The following is a 17,303-nucleotide window of genomic DNA, read 5'->3' on the forward strand; positions in this document are numbered from 1 at the left end:
CCATGGCGATCCGGTTCCAATGGTGTCGCTCCCTGGGCGCCGAGGACTTTCCTACAACGGCTTATGAACAGCTGCGAACCCAGGTACCCGACGCTACGCCCTTCAACACCCTGGCCTGGCTGCAGGCAGCGGAGTTCGCCCTGCTGCCGGACCAGCAGTTGCAGGTATTGCTGGGCTGGGAGGACCAGACGCTGTGCCTGTGCCTGCCCCTGGTATCGGGCCGTGAACGCATCGGTGGCCTGCGGTTCCGGGTGTTGCATCACTTGGGTTATCCATTGGCCGACCGAATCGCCTTGTTGGTGCGCCTGGACGCCGAGGGCATGGGCCAGGCACTGATGCAGATTCGCCAGCACCTGCCCCATGTGCTGTTGCAATTGAACGAAGTGGTCGAGCCGGTAGGTGAAGAAAGCGTCCTCAGTGCCTGGATGGCGCTAAGCTCCACTGGAGAGCGACGGCTCAGTTGTCGGGTGCCGGTACATTTGATCAGCGACAGCGACCGCCAGGAAATTTCTGGCGACCCACGCTACAAGTTGCGCCGGGCACGCAAGCGGATCGCCGCCTGCGGTGCGCAGATTCGCCGGGTGACACCCGACGCCATCAGCATCGGCCTGCTGTTGCACGAGCTGGCCGAAGTCGAGGCGGCCAGTTGGAAAGGCGAAGAAGGCGTGGGCATCTTCGCCGATCCCAGGCGTCGGCAATGGATGAACCACGCCTTCACCGCCCTCGCCGCCCAGGGGCTGGTGCGAGTGGTGATGTTGGAACTGGACGGGCGCTGTATCAGTTACCGCCTCGGCCTGCTGGATCAGGGGCGGCTGTACGACTACAACCTGGCGTTCCTGCCGCAGCACGCCGACCTGGGCAGCGGTCGGGTACTGCTCGAAGAGTGGATCCGCTGGGGGCTGGACGAAAACTGGCGCTGGATCGATGCATCGCGGGTCAGCCTCGAAAACTCTAGCCATCAGCTACACGAACGCATGACTGGCCAACTGGAACACTGGCGCTGGAGCTTTTACTCATGGCAGCCCGCAGGCCTGATCCTGGGAGTTGCCTTGCGGCTATGGAAAAGCCTCAAGCCATGGCTTCGCCAGCGCCCAGGCGCGCAAGCCACGGCGTCGGTTTCACCCACCCCCAGCCAGGAGAACACGCATGCCTCGCCAAGTGATCGTCAACGCTGACGACTTCGGACTCAGCCTCAGCGAAAATGCGCTGATCCTGCGGGCCTTCGAGGCAGGCTTGATCAGCTCCGCCACGGCCATGGCCAACATGCCGGGCTTCGAGCAGGCGTGTGAACTGGCCCGGCACCCGCTGCTCAACGGCCACATAGGCCTGCACTTCAATCTCAGCTACGGCCCGCCACTGAGTGAGGCGATCGCATTACGAAAAGTGTTTTGCGGCGCCAATGGCGAGTTCGACCTGAACCTGTCGCGTTACTGCCTGCGCCTCGGTTCGAAGGACTTGGCGGCCGTGGAAGACGAACTCCAAGCGCAGTGGCAGCGCTGCCTCGACCACGGCTTGCGGCCAAGCCACCTCGACTCCCATCAACACGTGCACAACATCTGGCCGATCGGAGAACTGGTGGCCCGCTTCGCCGCCCGTCAAGGCGTTCCCATACGACTGGCACGCAACCTGGGGGCGAACCTGAACCTGCCCAAGCGCCTTTTCAAGACCCTGCTCAACCGTCGCATGCACCGCCTGTGCGGCGCCACCGCTGACTACGTCTGCACGCCGGCCGACCTGGACCACGCCGCACCACCGGAGCGTGGCTCGCTTGAGGTCATCGTTCATCCGCTGGAACTGGACGGGGATTTTGGCGATGCCAGCCTGATCCCGGGGGGCTCCCTGACTCAGGTGCTGAACAAGCGCCTGGCGGGCGTGCCCAAAGTGGCGTACGGCGGGATGGTGCCAGTGTTGACGCTGGCCGAATACGGGGATGTGCAGTAATTGATCTTGTGCCGGGGAGCTTGCTCCCTTGTCACGGCTGCAGGCAAAATCCCACGCCCCTGCAAAATCCCTCCACCTTTCGAGCGAATCTGATAAAAAGCATCTTCTGTCTAAAGTAGCGAATTGCGTCGATGTCTTCGTCTCTTCTGTCCCGCCTTGGGCGGCGTTGGCTGGCTTTGCTGTGCATGACCACAATGGTGGTCGGGCTACCGGTGGGCTGCGCGGTGTTGCAGCATAAGGAGCGGGAGCTGGTCTTTCGGATCGAGCCGGGAACGGCAACCTGGTTCAATGGCTTGCCCAGCACTGTGCAAGAGTTCGACCTCAGGCCAAAAAGCTTCAAGGCCGGGGAAAACATCCACGGCTGGTGGTGGCCGGCCGAACGCAAGAACGCGCCGGCGATTCTGTACTTGCATGGTGTGCGCTGGAATTTGACTGGGCAGTTGTTTCGTATCCAGCAGTTGCGGGCCCTGGGCTTTTCGGTGCTGGCGATCGACTACCGTGGCTTTGGCAAGAGCCACGGGGAGCTACCGTCGGAAGCCAGCGTCTACGAAGACGCACGCATCGCCTGGAAGCGTCTTGAAGTGCTGCAACCGGACCCGGCCCGGCGACTGATCTACGGCCACTCCCTGGGCGGCGCCGTGGCCGTGGACCTTGCGGCGGAACTGGGTCAAAAGGCCGCCAAAGACGGCAGCGCAGTCCCAGCCCGAGGCTTGGTCATCGAATCCACGTTCACGTCCCTGGGCGACGTCGCAACCGCCATGGCGAACACCTCCCTGCCGGTGCGCTGGTTGCTATCGCAGAAGTTCGACTCCATCGACAAAATCGGCGAGATCAACATGCCGTTGCTGGTGGTGCACGGCTCGGCCGATCGCTACGTACCGCCGCGCTTCAGCGAGCAACTGTTCAACGCCGCCCAGGAGCCCAAGCACCTGTTGCTGGTGCCTGGCGCCACCCACAACAACAGCATGAGCCTGGCGGGCAAAAACTACCGGCAGGCATTGGATGCCCTGATGAAAAGCTCACCTTCGCCCGTGGCTGGAAACGCCTTGGCCAGCCCGGCCAAGGCGGGCTGATCACTCTCCCTCCAGATCGCCGCTCCTGTGGTGGCGCTGTGTCTAAGTCTTTGGCCCACCCCTTCAAGTCTAAACCTACAAGCGAGCTTGCTCGCGATAGCGTCAGCCCAGTCAACTCGATACAAGCTGACCCTGCGCTATCGCGAGCAAGCTCGCTCCCACAGTTTCGAAACAGAAAAAAACGGCACCTCTCGGTGCCGTTCATTCATTGCCGATGCCGTTTTATTTGCGTGCTGCCTCCCACGACTTCAACAGCTCGGTGTAGCTCACTGTTTCGCCTTTAGGCTTCTCGTTCGCCAGTTTCGGCTTCGGTGCACCCGGTTGGTCGAACCAGTATTGCGCGTCGCGCTCGGGGTTCATTTTCGGAGCGCAGGTGGCTTGGGCCTTTGAGCGTTCCAGACGCGTCATGATCGCGTCCTGGTCCTTGGCCAAACCGTCGAGCGCCTGTTGCGGAGTCTTCTCGCCGCTGGCAGCTTCGGCGATGTGGCTCCACCACAGCTGGGCCAGGCGCGGGTAGTCCGGCACGTTGGTCCCGGTCGGAGTCCATTGCACGCGGGCCGGGCTGCGGTAGAACTCCACCAGGCCACCGAGTTTCGGCGCCAGCTCGGTCATCGCCTGGGAGTTGATGTCCGACTCACGAATCGGCGTCAGGCCAACGATGGTCTTCTTCAGCGACACGGTCTTGGACGTCACGAACTGCGCATAGAGCCAGGCCGCGAGTTTCTGTTTCTCAGGCGTGGACTTCATGAATGTCCAGGAACCCACGTCCTGATACCCCAGCTTCATGCCCTCCTCCCAATACGGACCGCGTGGCGAAGGCGCCATGCGCCATTTCGGCGTGCCATCGGCGTTCACCACCGGCAGGCCCGGCTTGGTCATGTCGGCGGTAAACGCGGTGTACCAGAAAATCTGCTGGGCGATGTTGCCTTGGGACGGTACCGGACCTGATTCGGAGAAGGTCATGCCCGCCGCTTCCGGTGGCGCGTACTTCTTCAGCCAGTCCACGTACTTGGTGGTGGCAAACACCGCCGCCGGCCCGTTGGTATCGCCGCCACGGGTCACGCTGGAACCGACCGGATGGCAGTCTTCGACGCGAATACCCCACTCGTCCACCGGCAGACCATTGGGCAGGCCCTTGTCGCCGCCGCCAGCCATGGAGAACCAGGCATCGGTGAAGCGCCAGCCCAGGGACGGGTCTTTCTTGCCATAGTCCATGTGGCCGTAGACGCGCTTGCCGTCGATCTCCTTGACGTCTTCGGAGAAGAACTTGGCAATGTCCTCATAGGCCGACCAGTTCACCGGTACACCCAGCTCGTAGCCGTATTTCTCCTTGAACTTGGCCTTCAGCTCCGGGCGCTCGAACCAGTCGGCGCGGAACCAGTACAAGTTGGCGAATTGTTGGTCGGGCAGTTGATAGATCTTGCCGTCCGGCGCGGTGGTGAAGGAGATGCCGATGAAGTCCTTGATGTCCAGGGTCGGCGAGGTGAAATTCTTGCCTTCGTTGGCCATCAGGTCGGTGATCGACTCGGTCTTGCCGTAGCGAAAGTGCGTACCGATCAGGTCCGAGTCGTTGACCCAGCCGTCATAGATGTTCTTGTCCGACTGCATCACCGTCTGCATCTTCTCCACCACATCGCCTTCTTGCAGAAGGTCATGGGTCAACTGGATCCCGGTGATTTCAGTGAAGGCCTTGGCCAGTACCTTGGACTCGTATTCGTGAGTGGTGAGGGTTTCCGACACCACGTTGATCTTCATACCGCGAAACGGCTCGGATGCCTTGATGAACCATTTGAGTTCTTCAAGCTGCTGGGCTTCCGTCAGGGTCGACGGCTTGAATTCACTGCCGATCCATTTTTTAGCGGCGTCTTCATAGGCGTCGGCCCAGGCCGCAGCACTTAGCCCGCTGAGTGCCAGCATGGCTGCCAATGAAACGCTATGTCGCAGCTTATTGTTTTTATTGAACATAGAGACCTCCTGTTTGGGTTTAAGAGCCTGATCGGCGAACGTTCGCCGTGGCCTGTACGGTTAATTCGAGTGCACGAATTAGCCACACAGGCCACTTAGCCCCACCGCATCACTGCCAACAGCCACACCAAAGACAACGCGAACGCTATCCAGATGCTCCAGTCAGTAGCACCGATCACCAGCATATGCAGGTAGGCGCTACCGAGAAGACCGATAAACAACCGATCGCCACGGGTGGTGGCAATCGGCAGGAAACCCCGTCGAGGGATACTCGGCGAACGCAATTCCCACGTGGTCATGCCTGCCAGCAGCACGGCAATGACCCCAAAGAACACCGCCGTGGGGGCGGTCCAGTTCATCCATTCCATCATCGACTCCTCAGACCCGGCCCAGGGCAAAGCCCTTGGCCACGTGGTTGCGAACGAACCAGATCACCAGCATGCCCGGCAGGATGGTCAACACCCCCGCCGCCGCCAGCACGCCCCAATCGATACCGGACGCCGACACGGTACGGGTCATGACCGCCGCGATCGGCTTGGCATTCACCGAGGTGAGCGTGCGCGCCAGCAGCAGTTCGACCCAGGAAAACATGAAGCAGAAAAACGCCGTGACACCGATGCCGGAGCCGATCAACGGAACGAAGATCTTCACGAAGAACTTGGGAAAACTGTAGCCGTCAATGTAGGCGGTCTCGTCAATTTCTTTCGGCACTCCGGACATGAAGCCTTCGAGGATCCACACCGCCAGCGGCACGTTGAACAGGCAATGCGCCAAGGCCACGGCAATGTGGGTGTCGAACAAGCCGATGGACGAATACAGCTGGAAGAACGGCAAGAGGAACACCGCCGGTGGGGCCATGCGGTTGGTCAGCAGCCAGAAGAACAGGTGCTTGTCCCCCAGGAAGCGGTAGCGGGAAAACGCATAGGCCGCCGGCAGCGCGACGGTCAGGGAAATCACCGTGTTCAGGCTGACGTAGTACAGCGAGTTCAGGTAACCGGTGTACCAGCTCGGGTCGGTGAAGATCACCTTGTAGTTATGGAAGGTAAAGTCCTGGGGCCACAGCGTCAGGCTGCCGAGGATCTCGGTGTTGCTCTTGAACGACATGTTCAGCAGCCAGTAGATCGGCACCAGCAGGAACAGAATGTAGATCAGCAGCGGAATCAGCTTTCTCTTGCTCATCATGCGGGCCTCAACGGTTGGCGTCGGAGTGAGTCATGGCGGTGTAGAACAGCCACGACACCAACAGAATGATCAGGAAGTACACCAGGGAAAACGCCGCCGCCGGGCCCAGGTCGAATTGACCGATGGCCATCTGCGTCAGAGTCTGGCTCAGGAACGTGGTGGCGTTACCCGGCCCGCCGCCCGTCAGCACGAACGGCTCGGTGTAGATCATGAAACTGTCCATGAAGCGCAGCATCACCGCGATCAGCAGCACGCTCTTCATCTTCGGCAACTGGATGTGCCGGAACACCGCCCAATTGGACGCCCGGTCGATTCGCGCGGCCTGGTAGTACACATCCGGAATCGCCCGCAGCCCCGAGTAACACAGCAGCGCCACCAGGGAGGTCCAGTGCCAGACGTCCATCACCAACACCGTGACCCAGGCGTCCATGGTGTTGGCCGCATAGTTGTAGTTGATGCCCAGGCCGTTGAGGGCGGAGCCCAGCAGGCCGATGTCGGCGCGGCCGAAAATCTGCCAGATGGTGCCCACCACGTTCCATGGAATCAGCAATGGAATTGCCAGGATGATCAACACCAGGGATGACCATTTGCCCTTGGTCGGCATGGTCAGGGCGATGGCAATGCCCAGTGGGATTTCAATCAGCAGCACGCACGCCGAGTAGATGAACTGGCGCAACAGCGAATCGTGCAGCCGCGGATCGAGCAGCACCTGCTTGTACCAGTCGGCGCCGACGAAGTAGCGGCTGGACTGGTCGAAGATGTCCTGCACCGAATAGTTGACCACGGTCATCATCGGGATCACGGCGCTGAACGCCACCAGCAGGAACACCGGCAACACCAGCCACCAGGCCTTGTTGTTCTGCACCTTGTTCATGGCTGCACCTCGCTCAGTGGTTCCAGCAAGTATTCATCGGCATAAACCATCAGCCACTGGGCCGGAAAACTGATGTACGCCGTGCCTTCGGGCACCGGCTTGTCTTCGGCCAGGCGCACTTTCAGCGGCGCGCCATCGAGGTTGAGGGTCAGGATCTTGTAGGTGCCCAGGTCTTCGACGTGGACCACGTCGGCGCGCATCGCATCGTCGTAAGGCCCGTCCCAGACATGGACGAATTCCGGCCGAATACCGACCTTCAGGCTTTTGCCTTGAGCCTCGGCAATGCGCTGCTGCAAGGTGGCGGACAGGGGCAAATGAGTCGATGCGAAGCCGACGCCACCGGGCTGCGCCGTGACCTCGATCAGGTTCATTCCCGGGCTGCCAATGAAGTAGCCGACAAAGGTGTGGCTCGGACGCTCGAACAGATCCCGCGGCGTGCCGAACTGCACGATCTGGCCGCCATACATCACGGCGATCTTGTCGGCGAAGGTGGAGGCCTCCAACTGATCGTGAGTGACGTAGACCATGGTGATGTTGAACTGCTCATGGATCTGCTTGAGCTTGCGCCGCAGCTTCCATTTCAAGTGCGGGTCGATCACCGTCAGCGGTTCGTCGAACAGGATCGCCGACACGTCGTCGCGCACCAACCCGCGGCCCATGGAGACTTTCTGTTTTTCATCGGCGGTGAGATTGCGGGCCTTTTTGTCCAGCAGGCTTTGCAGGTCCAGGACCTCGGCGATTTCCTGCACCTTGGTGTGAATCCTGGCCTCGGCCATGCCCTGGTTGCGCAGTGGGAACGCCAGGTTATCGAACACCGTCATGGTGTCGTACACCACCGGGAACTGGAACACCTGGGCAATGTTACGCCGCTCCGGAGTCAGGTCGTTGACGACTTTGCTGTCGAACATCACCTGGCCTTCGGAGGGGCTGAGCAGTCCGGAAATGATATTGAGCAAGGTGGATTTGCCACAGCCCGAGGGCCCGAGCAACGCATAAGCGCCGCCCTGCTCCCAGATATGGTTCATCTCGCGGATCGCGTAGTCCTCGGGGCCCGCCGGGGTGCTGGTGTAGCTGTGGGCGAGGTTCTGCAAACGAATTTCAGCCATCAGGCAACCCTCGCGATACGCTGGCCAGGGGCTTGGACCAGCTTGCCCTGGGCATCGAAAACAAACAGTTTGTGGGTCGGGATGTAAATGCGGATCGGCGCATCCACGTCGTACTCATGCACCCCGGGCAAGTGCAGCACCAACAGGAAATGCTCGTTGCGCACATGCAGGAAGGTCTCCGAGCCACTGATCTCGGCCACCTCCACGGTCACCGCCAGTTCAAGATCGTCATCGTTGCTGGGCACCAGGGAGATATGGCTGGGACGCACACCAAAGCGGAACTCGCCCTCGCCTACCGGGCGCAGGTCGACGTTCAGCGGGAAGTGCACGAAATTGGCAAAGCTCACTTCATTGCCGGCAATGCGACCGGGCATGAGGTTGATGGGCGGCTCGGAAAACAGCTCGGCGGCCAACACAGTCTGCGGCTGGTGATACACCGAGGACGATTTGCCGCTCTGGATGATCCGCCCCTCATGCAGAATCGTGGTGGTACCGCCCAAGGCCAATGCTTCGTTGGGCTCGGTGGTGGCGTAGACGGCGATGGTGTGGCGGGCCTGGAACAGTTCGCGCATTTCCTGGCGAAGTTCCTCACGCAGCTTGTAGTCCAGGTTTACCAGCGGCTCATCGAACAGGATCAGTTCGGCGTCCTTGACCAGCGCCCGAGCCATGGCCGTGCGTTGCTGCTGGCCGCCGGACAATTCCAGCGGATGGCGCTGCAGGAACTTCTCGATGCGCAGCATCCTGGCGGTTTCCAGCACCTTGCTCTGGATTACCTCGTTGGACACACCGGCCTGGCGCAGCGGCGAGGCGATGTTTTCGAAAACAGTCATGGTCGGGTAATTGATGAACTGCTGATAGACCATCGACACGTTGCGCAACCGCACCGGGCGCTTGGTGACGTCGACGCCGTTCATCAGGATGCGACCGCTGTCGGGCTTGTCGAGTCCGGCCATCAGCCGCATCAGGCTGGTCTTGCCGGACAGCGTGCGGCCCAGCAGGACGTTGAAGGATCCGGGTTCGAAACTCAGATTGGCATCGTCGATCCAGGTCTGGCCTTCGACGGTGCGACAGATGTGCTCAAGCGTTAATGACATGGCTCGGCCTTTTTATTATTTGGAGTCAAGCGACCCGAGTTTAAAAGCGAAAGCCGTGCCAGAAATCACAACTCATTGATCGTATTGGTTTTTCATCTATTCCCTCACAAAAAAGCTTTCGTTGATGAACACAAGTGAACAGCCACGACTGAACAACTGAACAATTCGCCGGTTGACAATGAACAATTTTGAACAACACTGAATATGATCTGTGAGAGCGAGCTTGCTCGCGATAGCGGTGGGTCAGTTGAATCAATGTGACTGATCCACCGCTATCGCGAGCAAGCTCGCTCTCACAGGGTCTGTGCATATTAAGTAGTGCCTGGATCTGCCCCAGCACAAGGAGTCTGTGCGAGACTGATCACAACAATAAAAACAGCACCTGCGAGAGTGCCCCATGGCCGCACCTGCCCCCGCCTTGTCCCATGACGCCATTATCCAGGCCTCCTGGTCCCGTTGCCGCGCCTTTGGCCTGAACCATCAGAGCGTGCCGGCCTTCGATCAGCTCCCCGCCGAAGGCATCGCCCAGTTGCTGGAAAGCCAGCATTCGCTGGTGCAGACCACCCATCAGGAAGTCTTGCCGTACTACGAGAACATCCTGAGTAACTCCAACTGCCTGATCATGCTGGCCGACAACCAGGGCCAGGTGTTGACCTCCTGGGGCACCCAACGCTTCATCGAGCCGAAACTGGCCCACGGTTTCAGCGCCGGGGCGAGCTGGATGGAGCGCTGCAGCGGCACCAATGCCATCGGTACCGCACTGGCCTGTGAACAGGCGGTGCACATCGAACACGATGAACACTTCCTCAAGGCCAACCGCTTCATGACCGGCTCCGCCGCGCCGATCTTCGACGCCGAGCGCAAGGTCATTGCGGTGCTGGACGTCTCCAGCGACAGCTACCTGCCGCCGTCCCACACCCTGGGCATGGTCAAGATGATGAGCCAGACCGTGGAGAACCGTCTGATCCTCAACCTGTTTCGCGGTGAACACTTCCAACTGACCTTCAATACCGGCTTGAACAACCTCGACAGCCAATGGGCCGGGCTGTTGATTTTCGATGAGAGTGGCCAGGTCCTATCCGCCAACCGCCGCGCCGACAACCTGCTGGGCCTGAGCCTGTCGCGGGTCAGCATCGAAAGCCTGTTCAAGGTCTCGCTGCTGGAGCTGCTGAACCAGCCCGATGGCCTGCCGTTCGCCCTGCAAGCGTCCGGGAGCAATCGTTTCCAGTGCTTGCTCAGACGCCCAAGCCAAGTGTCGATCAAGGCACGAGTCTTCAGCGAGCCCGCGCCCACACCGGCCCTGGCTCCTGCCACCCACGTCATCAGCCTCAACACCCTGCACTTCGGTGACAGCCGCGTGGAAAAAGCCGTGCGCCAGGCCGAGCGCTTGCTGGAAAAGGACATTCCGCTGCTGATCCACGGCGAGACCGGGGTGGGCAAGGAAGTGTTCGTCAAAGCCCTGCACCAGGCCAGTTCGCGCTGCAAGCAGCCGTTCATTGCCGTCAACTGCGCGGCGATTCCCGCTGAGCTGGTGGAATCGGAACTGTTCGGCTACGAAAAAGGCGCCTTCACCGGCGCCAACCAGAAGGGCAGCATCGGCCTGATCCGCAAGGCCGACCGTGGCACGCTGTTCCTCGACGAGATTGGCGACATGCCCTTGCCGACCCAGGCCCGGCTGTTGCGAGTCTTGCAGGAACGTTGTGTGCAACCGGTGGGCAGCGCCGAGCTGTTCCCGGTAGACATCCGCATCATCTCCGCCACCAACCGCTCGTTGCGCGAACAGGTGCAACTGGGGCGGTTTCGCGAAGACTTGTATTACCGCATCGGCGGCTTGACCCTGGAATTGCCACCGCTGCGTGAGCGCAGTGACAAGCAGGCCTTGTTCAAGCGCCTCTGGGAACACCATCGCGAACCGACCCAGTGGGCCGGTTTGAGCCGCGAGGTATTGGACCTGTTCGAGCGCCATCCATGGCCGGGCAACCTGCGCCAGGTCAGCAGCGTGCTGCAAGTGGCCCTGGCGATGGCCGAGGAACAGCCGATCCGCCCGGAACACCTGCCCGACGATTTCTTTGTCGACCTTGAAATGGAACCGGTGGAAACACCCGAACCGCTGGCGGTGGACTTGAACGATATCGAGGACCTGAACCGCCAGTTGCAGGCGGTGGGCGGGAATATTTCGCACCTGGCGCGACGGCTGGGGGTCAGCCGTAATACCTTGTACAAGCGCCTGCGCCAACTGGAAAACTGACACGAAACCTGTGGGAGCGAGCTTGCTCGCGATAGCGTCAGTTCAGCCGATGATGAAGTGACTGACACGACGCCATCGCGAGCAAGCTCGCTCCCACAGGGGATTTGTGGTGAATACGATACCTGAGACCACTCGGAAAAACTGTGGGAGCGGGCTTGCTCGCGAAGGCGGCACAGTCAACATCACCGCAAGCTGACCCACCGCTTTCTTTCGCGAGCAAGCCCGCTCCTGCAGAGTTGCACTCAACTGACTGGCATTACTCCGAAGAGGCTGCCATTTCGTTGAAACACCGGGTTAATCGAACGCACCATTGAGCACTTCATAGATGATGCCGCTGGCGATCGCCACCAGGATCAGGTCCGTACCCGCCTGCCGCCACTCATAACCATCGTAGTGCGGCAACTGCCCCAACAGGCGTCCGTCGAGCTTCTTGGCAATGCCTGGGGGCAACGGCTTGCCTCGGGCGAGGTTTTTCTGGATACCCGGCGGCAACGGCGGACCGGGGCTCCAATAATCACGATGACCGCCAAGCAGGCCGATAATGCCGCCGCGATCGATGCTGGGGCCGTTATGCCAGTCGCCACCACCGCCTTGGTTTCCCTTGCCGCCCTGGTTGCCCTTGTTACCGGGATTTCCTTGACCGCCCTTGTTGCCCTGCCCGCCTTTGCCTCCTTGTCCATGACCCGGACCTTGATCGAATTGAGCGTTTCCCTTGCCGTTGCCCGGGTCCGCGACAACAATGCCAGGGCCCGCCACCAGGGCGAAACAGGTAACTGCAGCAATCAACGAGCGCGATTTGAACATGGCAGTTCTCTCAAAAAGGGGACGTCCCCTGTAAAGATATAGAGACTAAGGGTGATATTAGTTCCATATCACGCTGCGCGTCGTTGCCAGACAGGATGATTCTCTCAACCCGCAATCAAGGAGCTCCATGCACAAGGATTACCTGGCTTTTTTCGTCTCGATGTTCCTCTCCCGGCTGGCCGACCAGATCTTGCTGTTCATCGTCCCGTTGATTGTTTTCCAGACCACCAACAGCGTCTCCTGGGCGGGCCTGGCGTTCTTCGTCGAATCCTTGCCACGCTATTTATCCTTCCCGATCTGCGGCGCGCTGTGCGACAAGTTCCCGCCCATTCGTATCCTGCACATCAGCCAGGTCTATCGCGCCGTAGCCTGCGGCGTGGCGGTCATGCTTTACGCAATCTTTGGTGGGATCTATTGGATCGTCGCCCTTTCGGCGTTGTGCGGCGTACTGACCACCCAAGGCATCATGGCCCGCGAAGTGGTGATGCCTTACATCTTCAAGCAGTACACCTACACCAAGACCCTGGCCTACTCGCAAATTGCCGACCAGACCGGGCTGGTACTGGGCCCGCTGATAGCCGCGTTGATGCTCCAGGTGTGGGCGTGGCACTGGGTGGTGCTGGCAATAGCAGGGTTGTTCCTGCTGGCGGACCTGGCCATGGTGTACTGGCGGCGCACCAGCTCGGTCACACTGCAAACCTTCGAGCAACATTACGACGTCTGGCTGAACCCGCTGCGAATCGCCTTCGGTCATATCCGTCGCCGGGCGGAGCTGAAAAAAATCATCGGCCTGGCGGTGGGCGTCAACCTGATCATCGGTGTCACCCTCGCCACATCAGCGGCCATGGTGATCGGCCAATACAGCGCCGATAAGGACTACTACGCCGGGTTACAGGCGGCCGGGGCGGTCACCACCATCCTCATTCTGTTCTTCCTGGCGCGGGTGAGCTTGCCCTTGAAAATCCTGGGAGCACTGTCCTATACGCTGATCGCCGCCGGCGCCTTCATCACCGCGCTCAGCCCGAACACGTGGGGCTATGTCGTCGGTTTTCTGCTGATCGTCGGTTTCGACAAGATGTTCAACGTCTACTTCCGCACCCTGCGCCAACAAGTCATTCCTCCCCAGGATTTCGGCAAGACCGTTGGCGTCATTACGCTACTCAACAACCTGTCGCAACCACTGGCGGGCCTTCTGGTCGCGGTACTGGCCACACCTGTCGGAACGCAACGGGTGATTTTGCTCTTGGCACTGGCCACCAGCCTGATCGGCATTGCAATGGTGGCGGTGCATAAAAACGCGACACCCGTGCCCGCAGCTTATGGCACAGAGGCTGACTGATTGTCGTAAGCCGGATACAGAGGCGGTTTTGTAGTATCAGTGACTTATTGTTGAGGCATGGTTGAAACGTTGCCGGCGTTGAACGTCTTCCGGGCGCCCTAGGACAGGCAACCCCGCCACTCGTCGCCTGTTAAACGTAGCGGCTGAATAGACGACCACGCCTGGCTTAGGGTTTGCACGGGCCTGTGTTAGCAGCCAAGAACGACGTAATTCTGACGCGGCGGCAAATTTATCAATGCTTAGTCAGCCAATGGAGATGTACCGTGTCAACTCTCAACGAAATCGCAGCGAACCACGCGAGAATGGCAAAGGCAAAGGAAGAGGAGTCGATACGGCTGAGTGCGCTTCACGGTCAAGTCGTGGGGAGTTTTGAGATTCCACCCCTCGAGACGAAGCAGCAGATGCCGCTGCACTTCATGGCTGGGGTTCAGGATCACTCGTTTGGGGAGGCGGCCCTGAGCTTTTGACCCGGGTGTTGGCTGGAACTCATCGCCTCTGCAATGACATCGTTTTTCATGACGACACCATTTAGAGCGCCGATGAATGACCCGGCCACAGCGATGAGTATGGATAGATGGAAGGCTGGTCAGGCGTCAGAACTTACCGTAGGGGATGTCTTTGCCGGCCTGCGCCCAACCGCTGGGCATGATTGTTTCGTCCGGGTGGGGGGTAAGGATTGGCAGGCCACTTGCCACTGTGAAAGTAAAACAAAGACTTGCGTGGATCGGCTCATAATCAAACACCTGCGCGATCAGCCTGATAAGTTGAAAGCGCCGATCATCCATCAGCGGATAACCTTGACGGTTCTTCTTGCCCGTTGAGGCCGCCGTATTGAACCAAACGGCGCCAAGGCCAATCATGAATTGATTGGTCTTGGTCTCACCGACAAACCACTTATGAAAATTTCGCAGCGATAGTTCATTCCATGGGTCGCCTTCGCCATTCGCACAAAAAAGCGTGTTGTAATGAGCCATGGCCATTCTGCCGTTACCCGTATTGAACCCAGCAACGGCAATACAATTTCCCAGTCCTGCGGTCCCCACCAACCCATTGAACGAAACGACGTTAGACAACTTGTCAAAGCCGGCTGCATCCATTGCTCACATCCTCCATGATCTAAGCAAGCAGCATAGTCAATGCATGTAAAAAGAAAAAACGGGAACAAGAAAAAGCAGCAAAAGGCTGCCAATCCATTTCCCGAATCTATTCCAGGTCAAACCAAGCAGCTACTAACGTCTTCTTCCGTGGAAGCGTCCAGTGCAGCGGATTGCTTGAAGCCCATCACCCGCTTGTTGGCGGGTGACTCGGCCTTTTAGAACTGCCTGGCTAAAGCAGCTGCAAGTATGCCGGCCGCAATCGCTGGCAGCGGCTTTTTAAGTATCAACATGACAATGGCCGTGCTCAGCAGAGCCAGGCGCGCGCCGTTATCACCTTTTACAGCCAGCGGAGCCAGCACCGCCACCAACACTGAGCCCGACATGGCCGTGATGAACTGCTGCACCCTATAGTTGATCGGCACGAACGACATCACGAAAACACCGCCCCACCGAGTCGCCAATGTCACGACGGCCATGATCAATATGACGATCAATGTGCCGTAACCCGCTGTTTCGATATTCATTGTTTTTTCTCCATCCACAGCGCGCCCAAAACTCCCCCCGCCAAAGCGCCGACCACGACATGACTATTCGCCGGCAAATACCAGTAGGCCAACAGTGATGAACAGGCCGCCACGGTCCAGATGATGAACATGCGCAGGTTTTTCTTCCCGCCAACGACCATCGCCAGCAAGAAACACCCCATCACCATATCGAGGCCAAAGCTGACCGGGTTCTCAATGGCGCTACCAAAATGAAGTCCCAGCCAACTGCCCAGGATCCAAGTGACCCAGAGCGCAATGCCACCGCCGAACAAAATCCCGAGCCCCGGCTTGCCGCGACTGAACGCCTGCATCGCCATGGCCCAGTTGGCGTCCGAAACAACCAGCATGACACCGTAGCGTTTGGCCACGGGTAACTCCCGCAGCCACGGATACAGGGTCGCGCCCATCAACAAGTGCCGGGCGTTGATGGCGAAGACGGTAATCATCAGCGGAACGACCGGGACTTGCTGTCCCCATAGATCCAGTGCGGCAAATTGAGAAGCGCCGGCAAAGACCAGCGCGCTCATGAGCACGGCTGACGTGTCACTCAAGCCCGTTTGCGCAGCGGCCAGGCCGAACGCCACTCCGAACACGACGACGAAAAGAGAGATGGGGATCAGCTGTTTGAAACCGTCGTAGATGTGATTCAACGTCAGCGCGTGCAGGTGGGGTTCAACATTCGACAAAACAGGGCCTCTTCTGAATATCTGCGGTGCAAAAACCGAGAGTATGGGGCTGAATCTGCATGTCGAATACTGTTTGGCGGGTCAATGGCCAACTCAACCCACCGAGCCTTAGAGATTGCGCGTGGCAAAACCAGCAAAATGGGTGAACCTCAAATCCTTGCGCAGTCCTTCCAGGGCGCCATAAACAAGCTTCGAACTGAAATTCATCAACAACAGCTCGGAAAACACCGTCGCCACGCTCTGTTTTCTTATGATGACTTGATGCGCCTGACGCTGGAAAACTGCCCTCTACCTCGTAGCCGAAACTGAACAACCCGCTTTGCGACCTCAGACCGTCATTCATATAGTTCGGTGTGTAGAAACAGAACCCGTCTTCGCGAGCATCGGGAACGCTCGAAAAACGTCCTCCGGTAAGGCGTTGGTTTCCACCCAGATACATTCACCGCGAGGTGTCACCAAGTTTTCCAGGTGCTAGCGCACCAGTTCCTTCAGCTGGCCGACCGCCTGTTTGACATCGCGGCTGACCAGCGGCTCGAAGGGGCTTCGTATTGCAGTTGGAGCGGTTCGCCGCCTACGGTGGATCAGCCTTGGAGGATCAGGTCATAGGACAGCTTGCTGATCAGGATCACCAGCAGCACCAGGAACAGCGCGCGGACAAAGGGCACTCCCTTGCGTACCGCCAGCCAGGTGCCGGTCAGCGCGCCGAGGATATTGAACAGCGCCATCGGCAGCGCTACCAAGTAGAGCACGTTGCCGCTCGGGATAAAGAACAGCAGCGCCGCGACATTGGTGGCGATATTCACCAGCTTGGCCGACGCCGAGGCGTGCAGGAAGTCAAAGGCGAAGCAGCGAATGAACAGGAAGATCAGGAAGCTGCCGGTGCCCGGTCCGAACAAACCGTCGTAGAAACCGATGGCGCCACCGACCAGTACCGCCAGCAGCTTCTCCTTGGTGCCGATGCGCATGGGCTTGTGCAGGCTGCCGAAGTCCTTTTTCCAGAAGGTGTAGATCGCCATCAGCATGATTAGCACCAATACCGCCGGGCGCATCAGTGCCTGCGGCACGATCGATACCGTCGCCGCGCCAGCGAAGGCCATGACAAAGGCCGCGCCGGCGGCAGGAACCACCAGGCTCCAGTCGATCACCACCTTGCGCACGAACGAGCGCGCGGCAAAGGCCGTGCCGCAGGCCGCCGCGACCTTGTTGGTGCCGAGCAGGGCGGCGGGCTGGGCGCCGGGCAGCACATTGAACAGTGCCGGGATCTGGATCAGGCCGCCGCCACCGACGGCCGCATCGATCAGGCCGGCGGCGAAGGCGAAGACACATAGCAGGACGATATCGAACATTGA

Annotated in this window: 18 protein-coding genes; 7 read left to right on the forward strand and 11 right to left on the reverse strand. The window is 59.5% G+C overall.

Annotated features, from left to right (window positions below):
* Nucleotides 1-2 precede the first annotated feature (2 nt).
* From J9870_RS19640 to J9870_RS19650, 3 genes are all read left to right on the forward strand, one after another.
* On the forward strand, nt 3-1,175 hold the full coding sequence (locus tag J9870_RS19640) for a GNAT family N-acetyltransferase (RefSeq protein ID WP_210645346.1): 1,173 nt from the start codon (nt 3-5) through the stop codon (nt 1,173-1,175).
* Nucleotides 1,147-1,941: a ChbG/HpnK family deacetylase gene (locus tag J9870_RS19645; protein WP_210639598.1), complete on the forward strand. Its 795-nt coding sequence runs from the start codon at nt 1,147-1,149 to the stop codon at nt 1,939-1,941. The genes J9870_RS19640 and J9870_RS19645 overlap by 29 nt, the downstream gene beginning before the upstream one ends.
* Nucleotides 1,942-2,072: 131 nt before the next feature.
* Complete coding sequence (locus J9870_RS19650; protein ID WP_210639599.1) at nt 2,073-3,014, forward strand: alpha/beta hydrolase; 942 nt, start codon at nt 2,073-2,075, stop codon at nt 3,012-3,014.
* 222 nt (nt 3,015-3,236) lie between these two features.
* On the opposite strand, the gene J9870_RS19655 is transcribed toward J9870_RS19650, so the two are convergent.
* The 6 genes from J9870_RS19655 to J9870_RS19680 all read right to left on the reverse strand — a co-directional run bounded on the left by J9870_RS19655 (nt 3,237) and on the right by J9870_RS19680 (nt 9,235).
* A complete protein-coding gene (locus J9870_RS19655; RefSeq protein ID WP_210639600.1) occupies nt 3,237-4,979 on the reverse strand; it encodes an ABC transporter substrate-binding protein in 1,743 nt (580 codons plus the stop codon).
* A 95-nt stretch (nt 4,980-5,074) separates the two neighbouring features.
* Entirely contained in the window at nt 5,075-5,347 is a 273-nt protein-coding gene (locus tag J9870_RS19660; protein ID WP_210639601.1) for a DUF2160 domain-containing protein, read from the reverse strand.
* 10 nt (nt 5,348-5,357) lie between these two features.
* Nucleotides 5,358-6,158, reverse strand: a complete 801-nt coding sequence (locus J9870_RS19665) for a carbohydrate ABC transporter permease (protein ID WP_210645348.1) — start codon at nt 6,156-6,158, stop codon at nt 5,358-5,360.
* Between the two features lie 10 nt (nt 6,159-6,168).
* A complete protein-coding gene (locus tag J9870_RS19670; RefSeq protein ID WP_181288986.1) occupies nt 6,169-7,035 on the reverse strand; it encodes a sugar ABC transporter permease in 867 nt (288 codons plus the stop codon).
* Nucleotides 7,032-8,141: an ABC transporter ATP-binding protein gene (locus J9870_RS19675; RefSeq protein ID WP_210639602.1), complete on the reverse strand. Its 1,110-nt coding sequence runs from the start codon at nt 8,139-8,141 to the stop codon at nt 7,032-7,034. Before J9870_RS19675 ends, J9870_RS19670 begins: the two co-directional genes overlap by 4 nt.
* A complete protein-coding gene (locus J9870_RS19680; protein WP_210639603.1) occupies nt 8,141-9,235 on the reverse strand; it encodes an ABC transporter ATP-binding protein in 1,095 nt (364 codons plus the stop codon). The genes J9870_RS19675 and J9870_RS19680 overlap by 1 nt, the downstream gene beginning before the upstream one ends.
* Before the next feature lie 397 nt (nt 9,236-9,632).
* On the opposite strand from J9870_RS19680, the gene J9870_RS19685 reads away from it, so the two are divergent.
* The gene (locus J9870_RS19685) at nt 9,633-11,483 is read left to right on the forward strand and encodes a sigma-54-dependent Fis family transcriptional regulator (RefSeq protein ID WP_210639604.1); all 1,851 of its coding nucleotides are present in this window, start codon (nt 9,633-9,635) and stop codon (nt 11,481-11,483) included.
* Between the two features lie 294 nt (nt 11,484-11,777).
* On the opposite strand, the gene J9870_RS19690 is transcribed toward J9870_RS19685, so the two are convergent.
* Complete coding sequence (locus tag J9870_RS19690) at nt 11,778-12,287, reverse strand: anti-virulence regulator CigR family protein (RefSeq protein WP_210639605.1); 510 nt, start codon at nt 12,285-12,287, stop codon at nt 11,778-11,780.
* 127 nt (nt 12,288-12,414) lie between these two features.
* Here J9870_RS19690 and J9870_RS19695 point away from each other — a divergent pair, with 127 nt between their 5' ends.
* Both J9870_RS19695 and J9870_RS19700 read left to right on the forward strand, forming a co-directional pair.
* Entirely contained in the window at nt 12,415-13,626 is a 1,212-nt protein-coding gene (locus J9870_RS19695) for an MFS transporter (RefSeq protein ID WP_210639606.1), read from the forward strand.
* Nucleotides 13,627-13,889: 263 nt separating this feature from the next.
* Nucleotides 13,890-14,093: a hypothetical protein gene (locus J9870_RS19700; RefSeq protein WP_210639607.1), complete on the forward strand. Its 204-nt coding sequence runs from the start codon at nt 13,890-13,892 to the stop codon at nt 14,091-14,093.
* 126 nt (nt 14,094-14,219) lie between these two features.
* On the opposite strand, the gene J9870_RS19705 is transcribed toward J9870_RS19700, so the two are convergent.
* The 3 genes from J9870_RS19705 to J9870_RS19715 form a co-directional block, all read right to left on the reverse strand.
* Nucleotides 14,220-14,723, reverse strand: a complete 504-nt coding sequence (locus tag J9870_RS19705; protein ID WP_210639608.1) for a hypothetical protein — start codon at nt 14,721-14,723, stop codon at nt 14,220-14,222.
* 215 nt (nt 14,724-14,938) lie between these two features.
* A complete protein-coding gene (locus J9870_RS19710) occupies nt 14,939-15,247 on the reverse strand; it encodes an AzlD domain-containing protein (RefSeq protein WP_058542900.1) in 309 nt (102 codons plus the stop codon).
* A complete protein-coding gene (locus tag J9870_RS19715) occupies nt 15,244-15,954 on the reverse strand; it encodes an AzlC family ABC transporter permease (protein ID WP_210639609.1) in 711 nt (236 codons plus the stop codon). The genes J9870_RS19710 and J9870_RS19715 overlap by 4 nt, the downstream gene beginning before the upstream one ends.
* 84 nt (nt 15,955-16,038) lie before the next feature.
* On the opposite strand from J9870_RS19715, the gene J9870_RS19720 reads away from it, so the two are divergent.
* On the forward strand, nt 16,039-16,263 hold the full coding sequence (locus J9870_RS19720; protein ID WP_210639610.1) for a hypothetical protein: 225 nt from the start codon (nt 16,039-16,041) through the stop codon (nt 16,261-16,263).
* 272 nt (nt 16,264-16,535) lie between these two features.
* Here J9870_RS19720 and J9870_RS19725 read toward each other — a convergent pair whose 3' ends face one another.
* On the reverse strand, nt 16,536-17,300 hold the full coding sequence (locus J9870_RS19725; protein WP_210639611.1) for a TSUP family transporter: 765 nt from the start codon (nt 17,298-17,300) through the stop codon (nt 16,536-16,538).
* Nucleotides 17,301-17,303 lie beyond the last annotated feature (3 nt).

This window comes from Pseudomonas sp. Tri1 (genome assembly GCF_017968885.1).
GTDB lineage: Bacteria > Pseudomonadota > Gammaproteobacteria > Pseudomonadales > Pseudomonadaceae > Aquipseudomonas.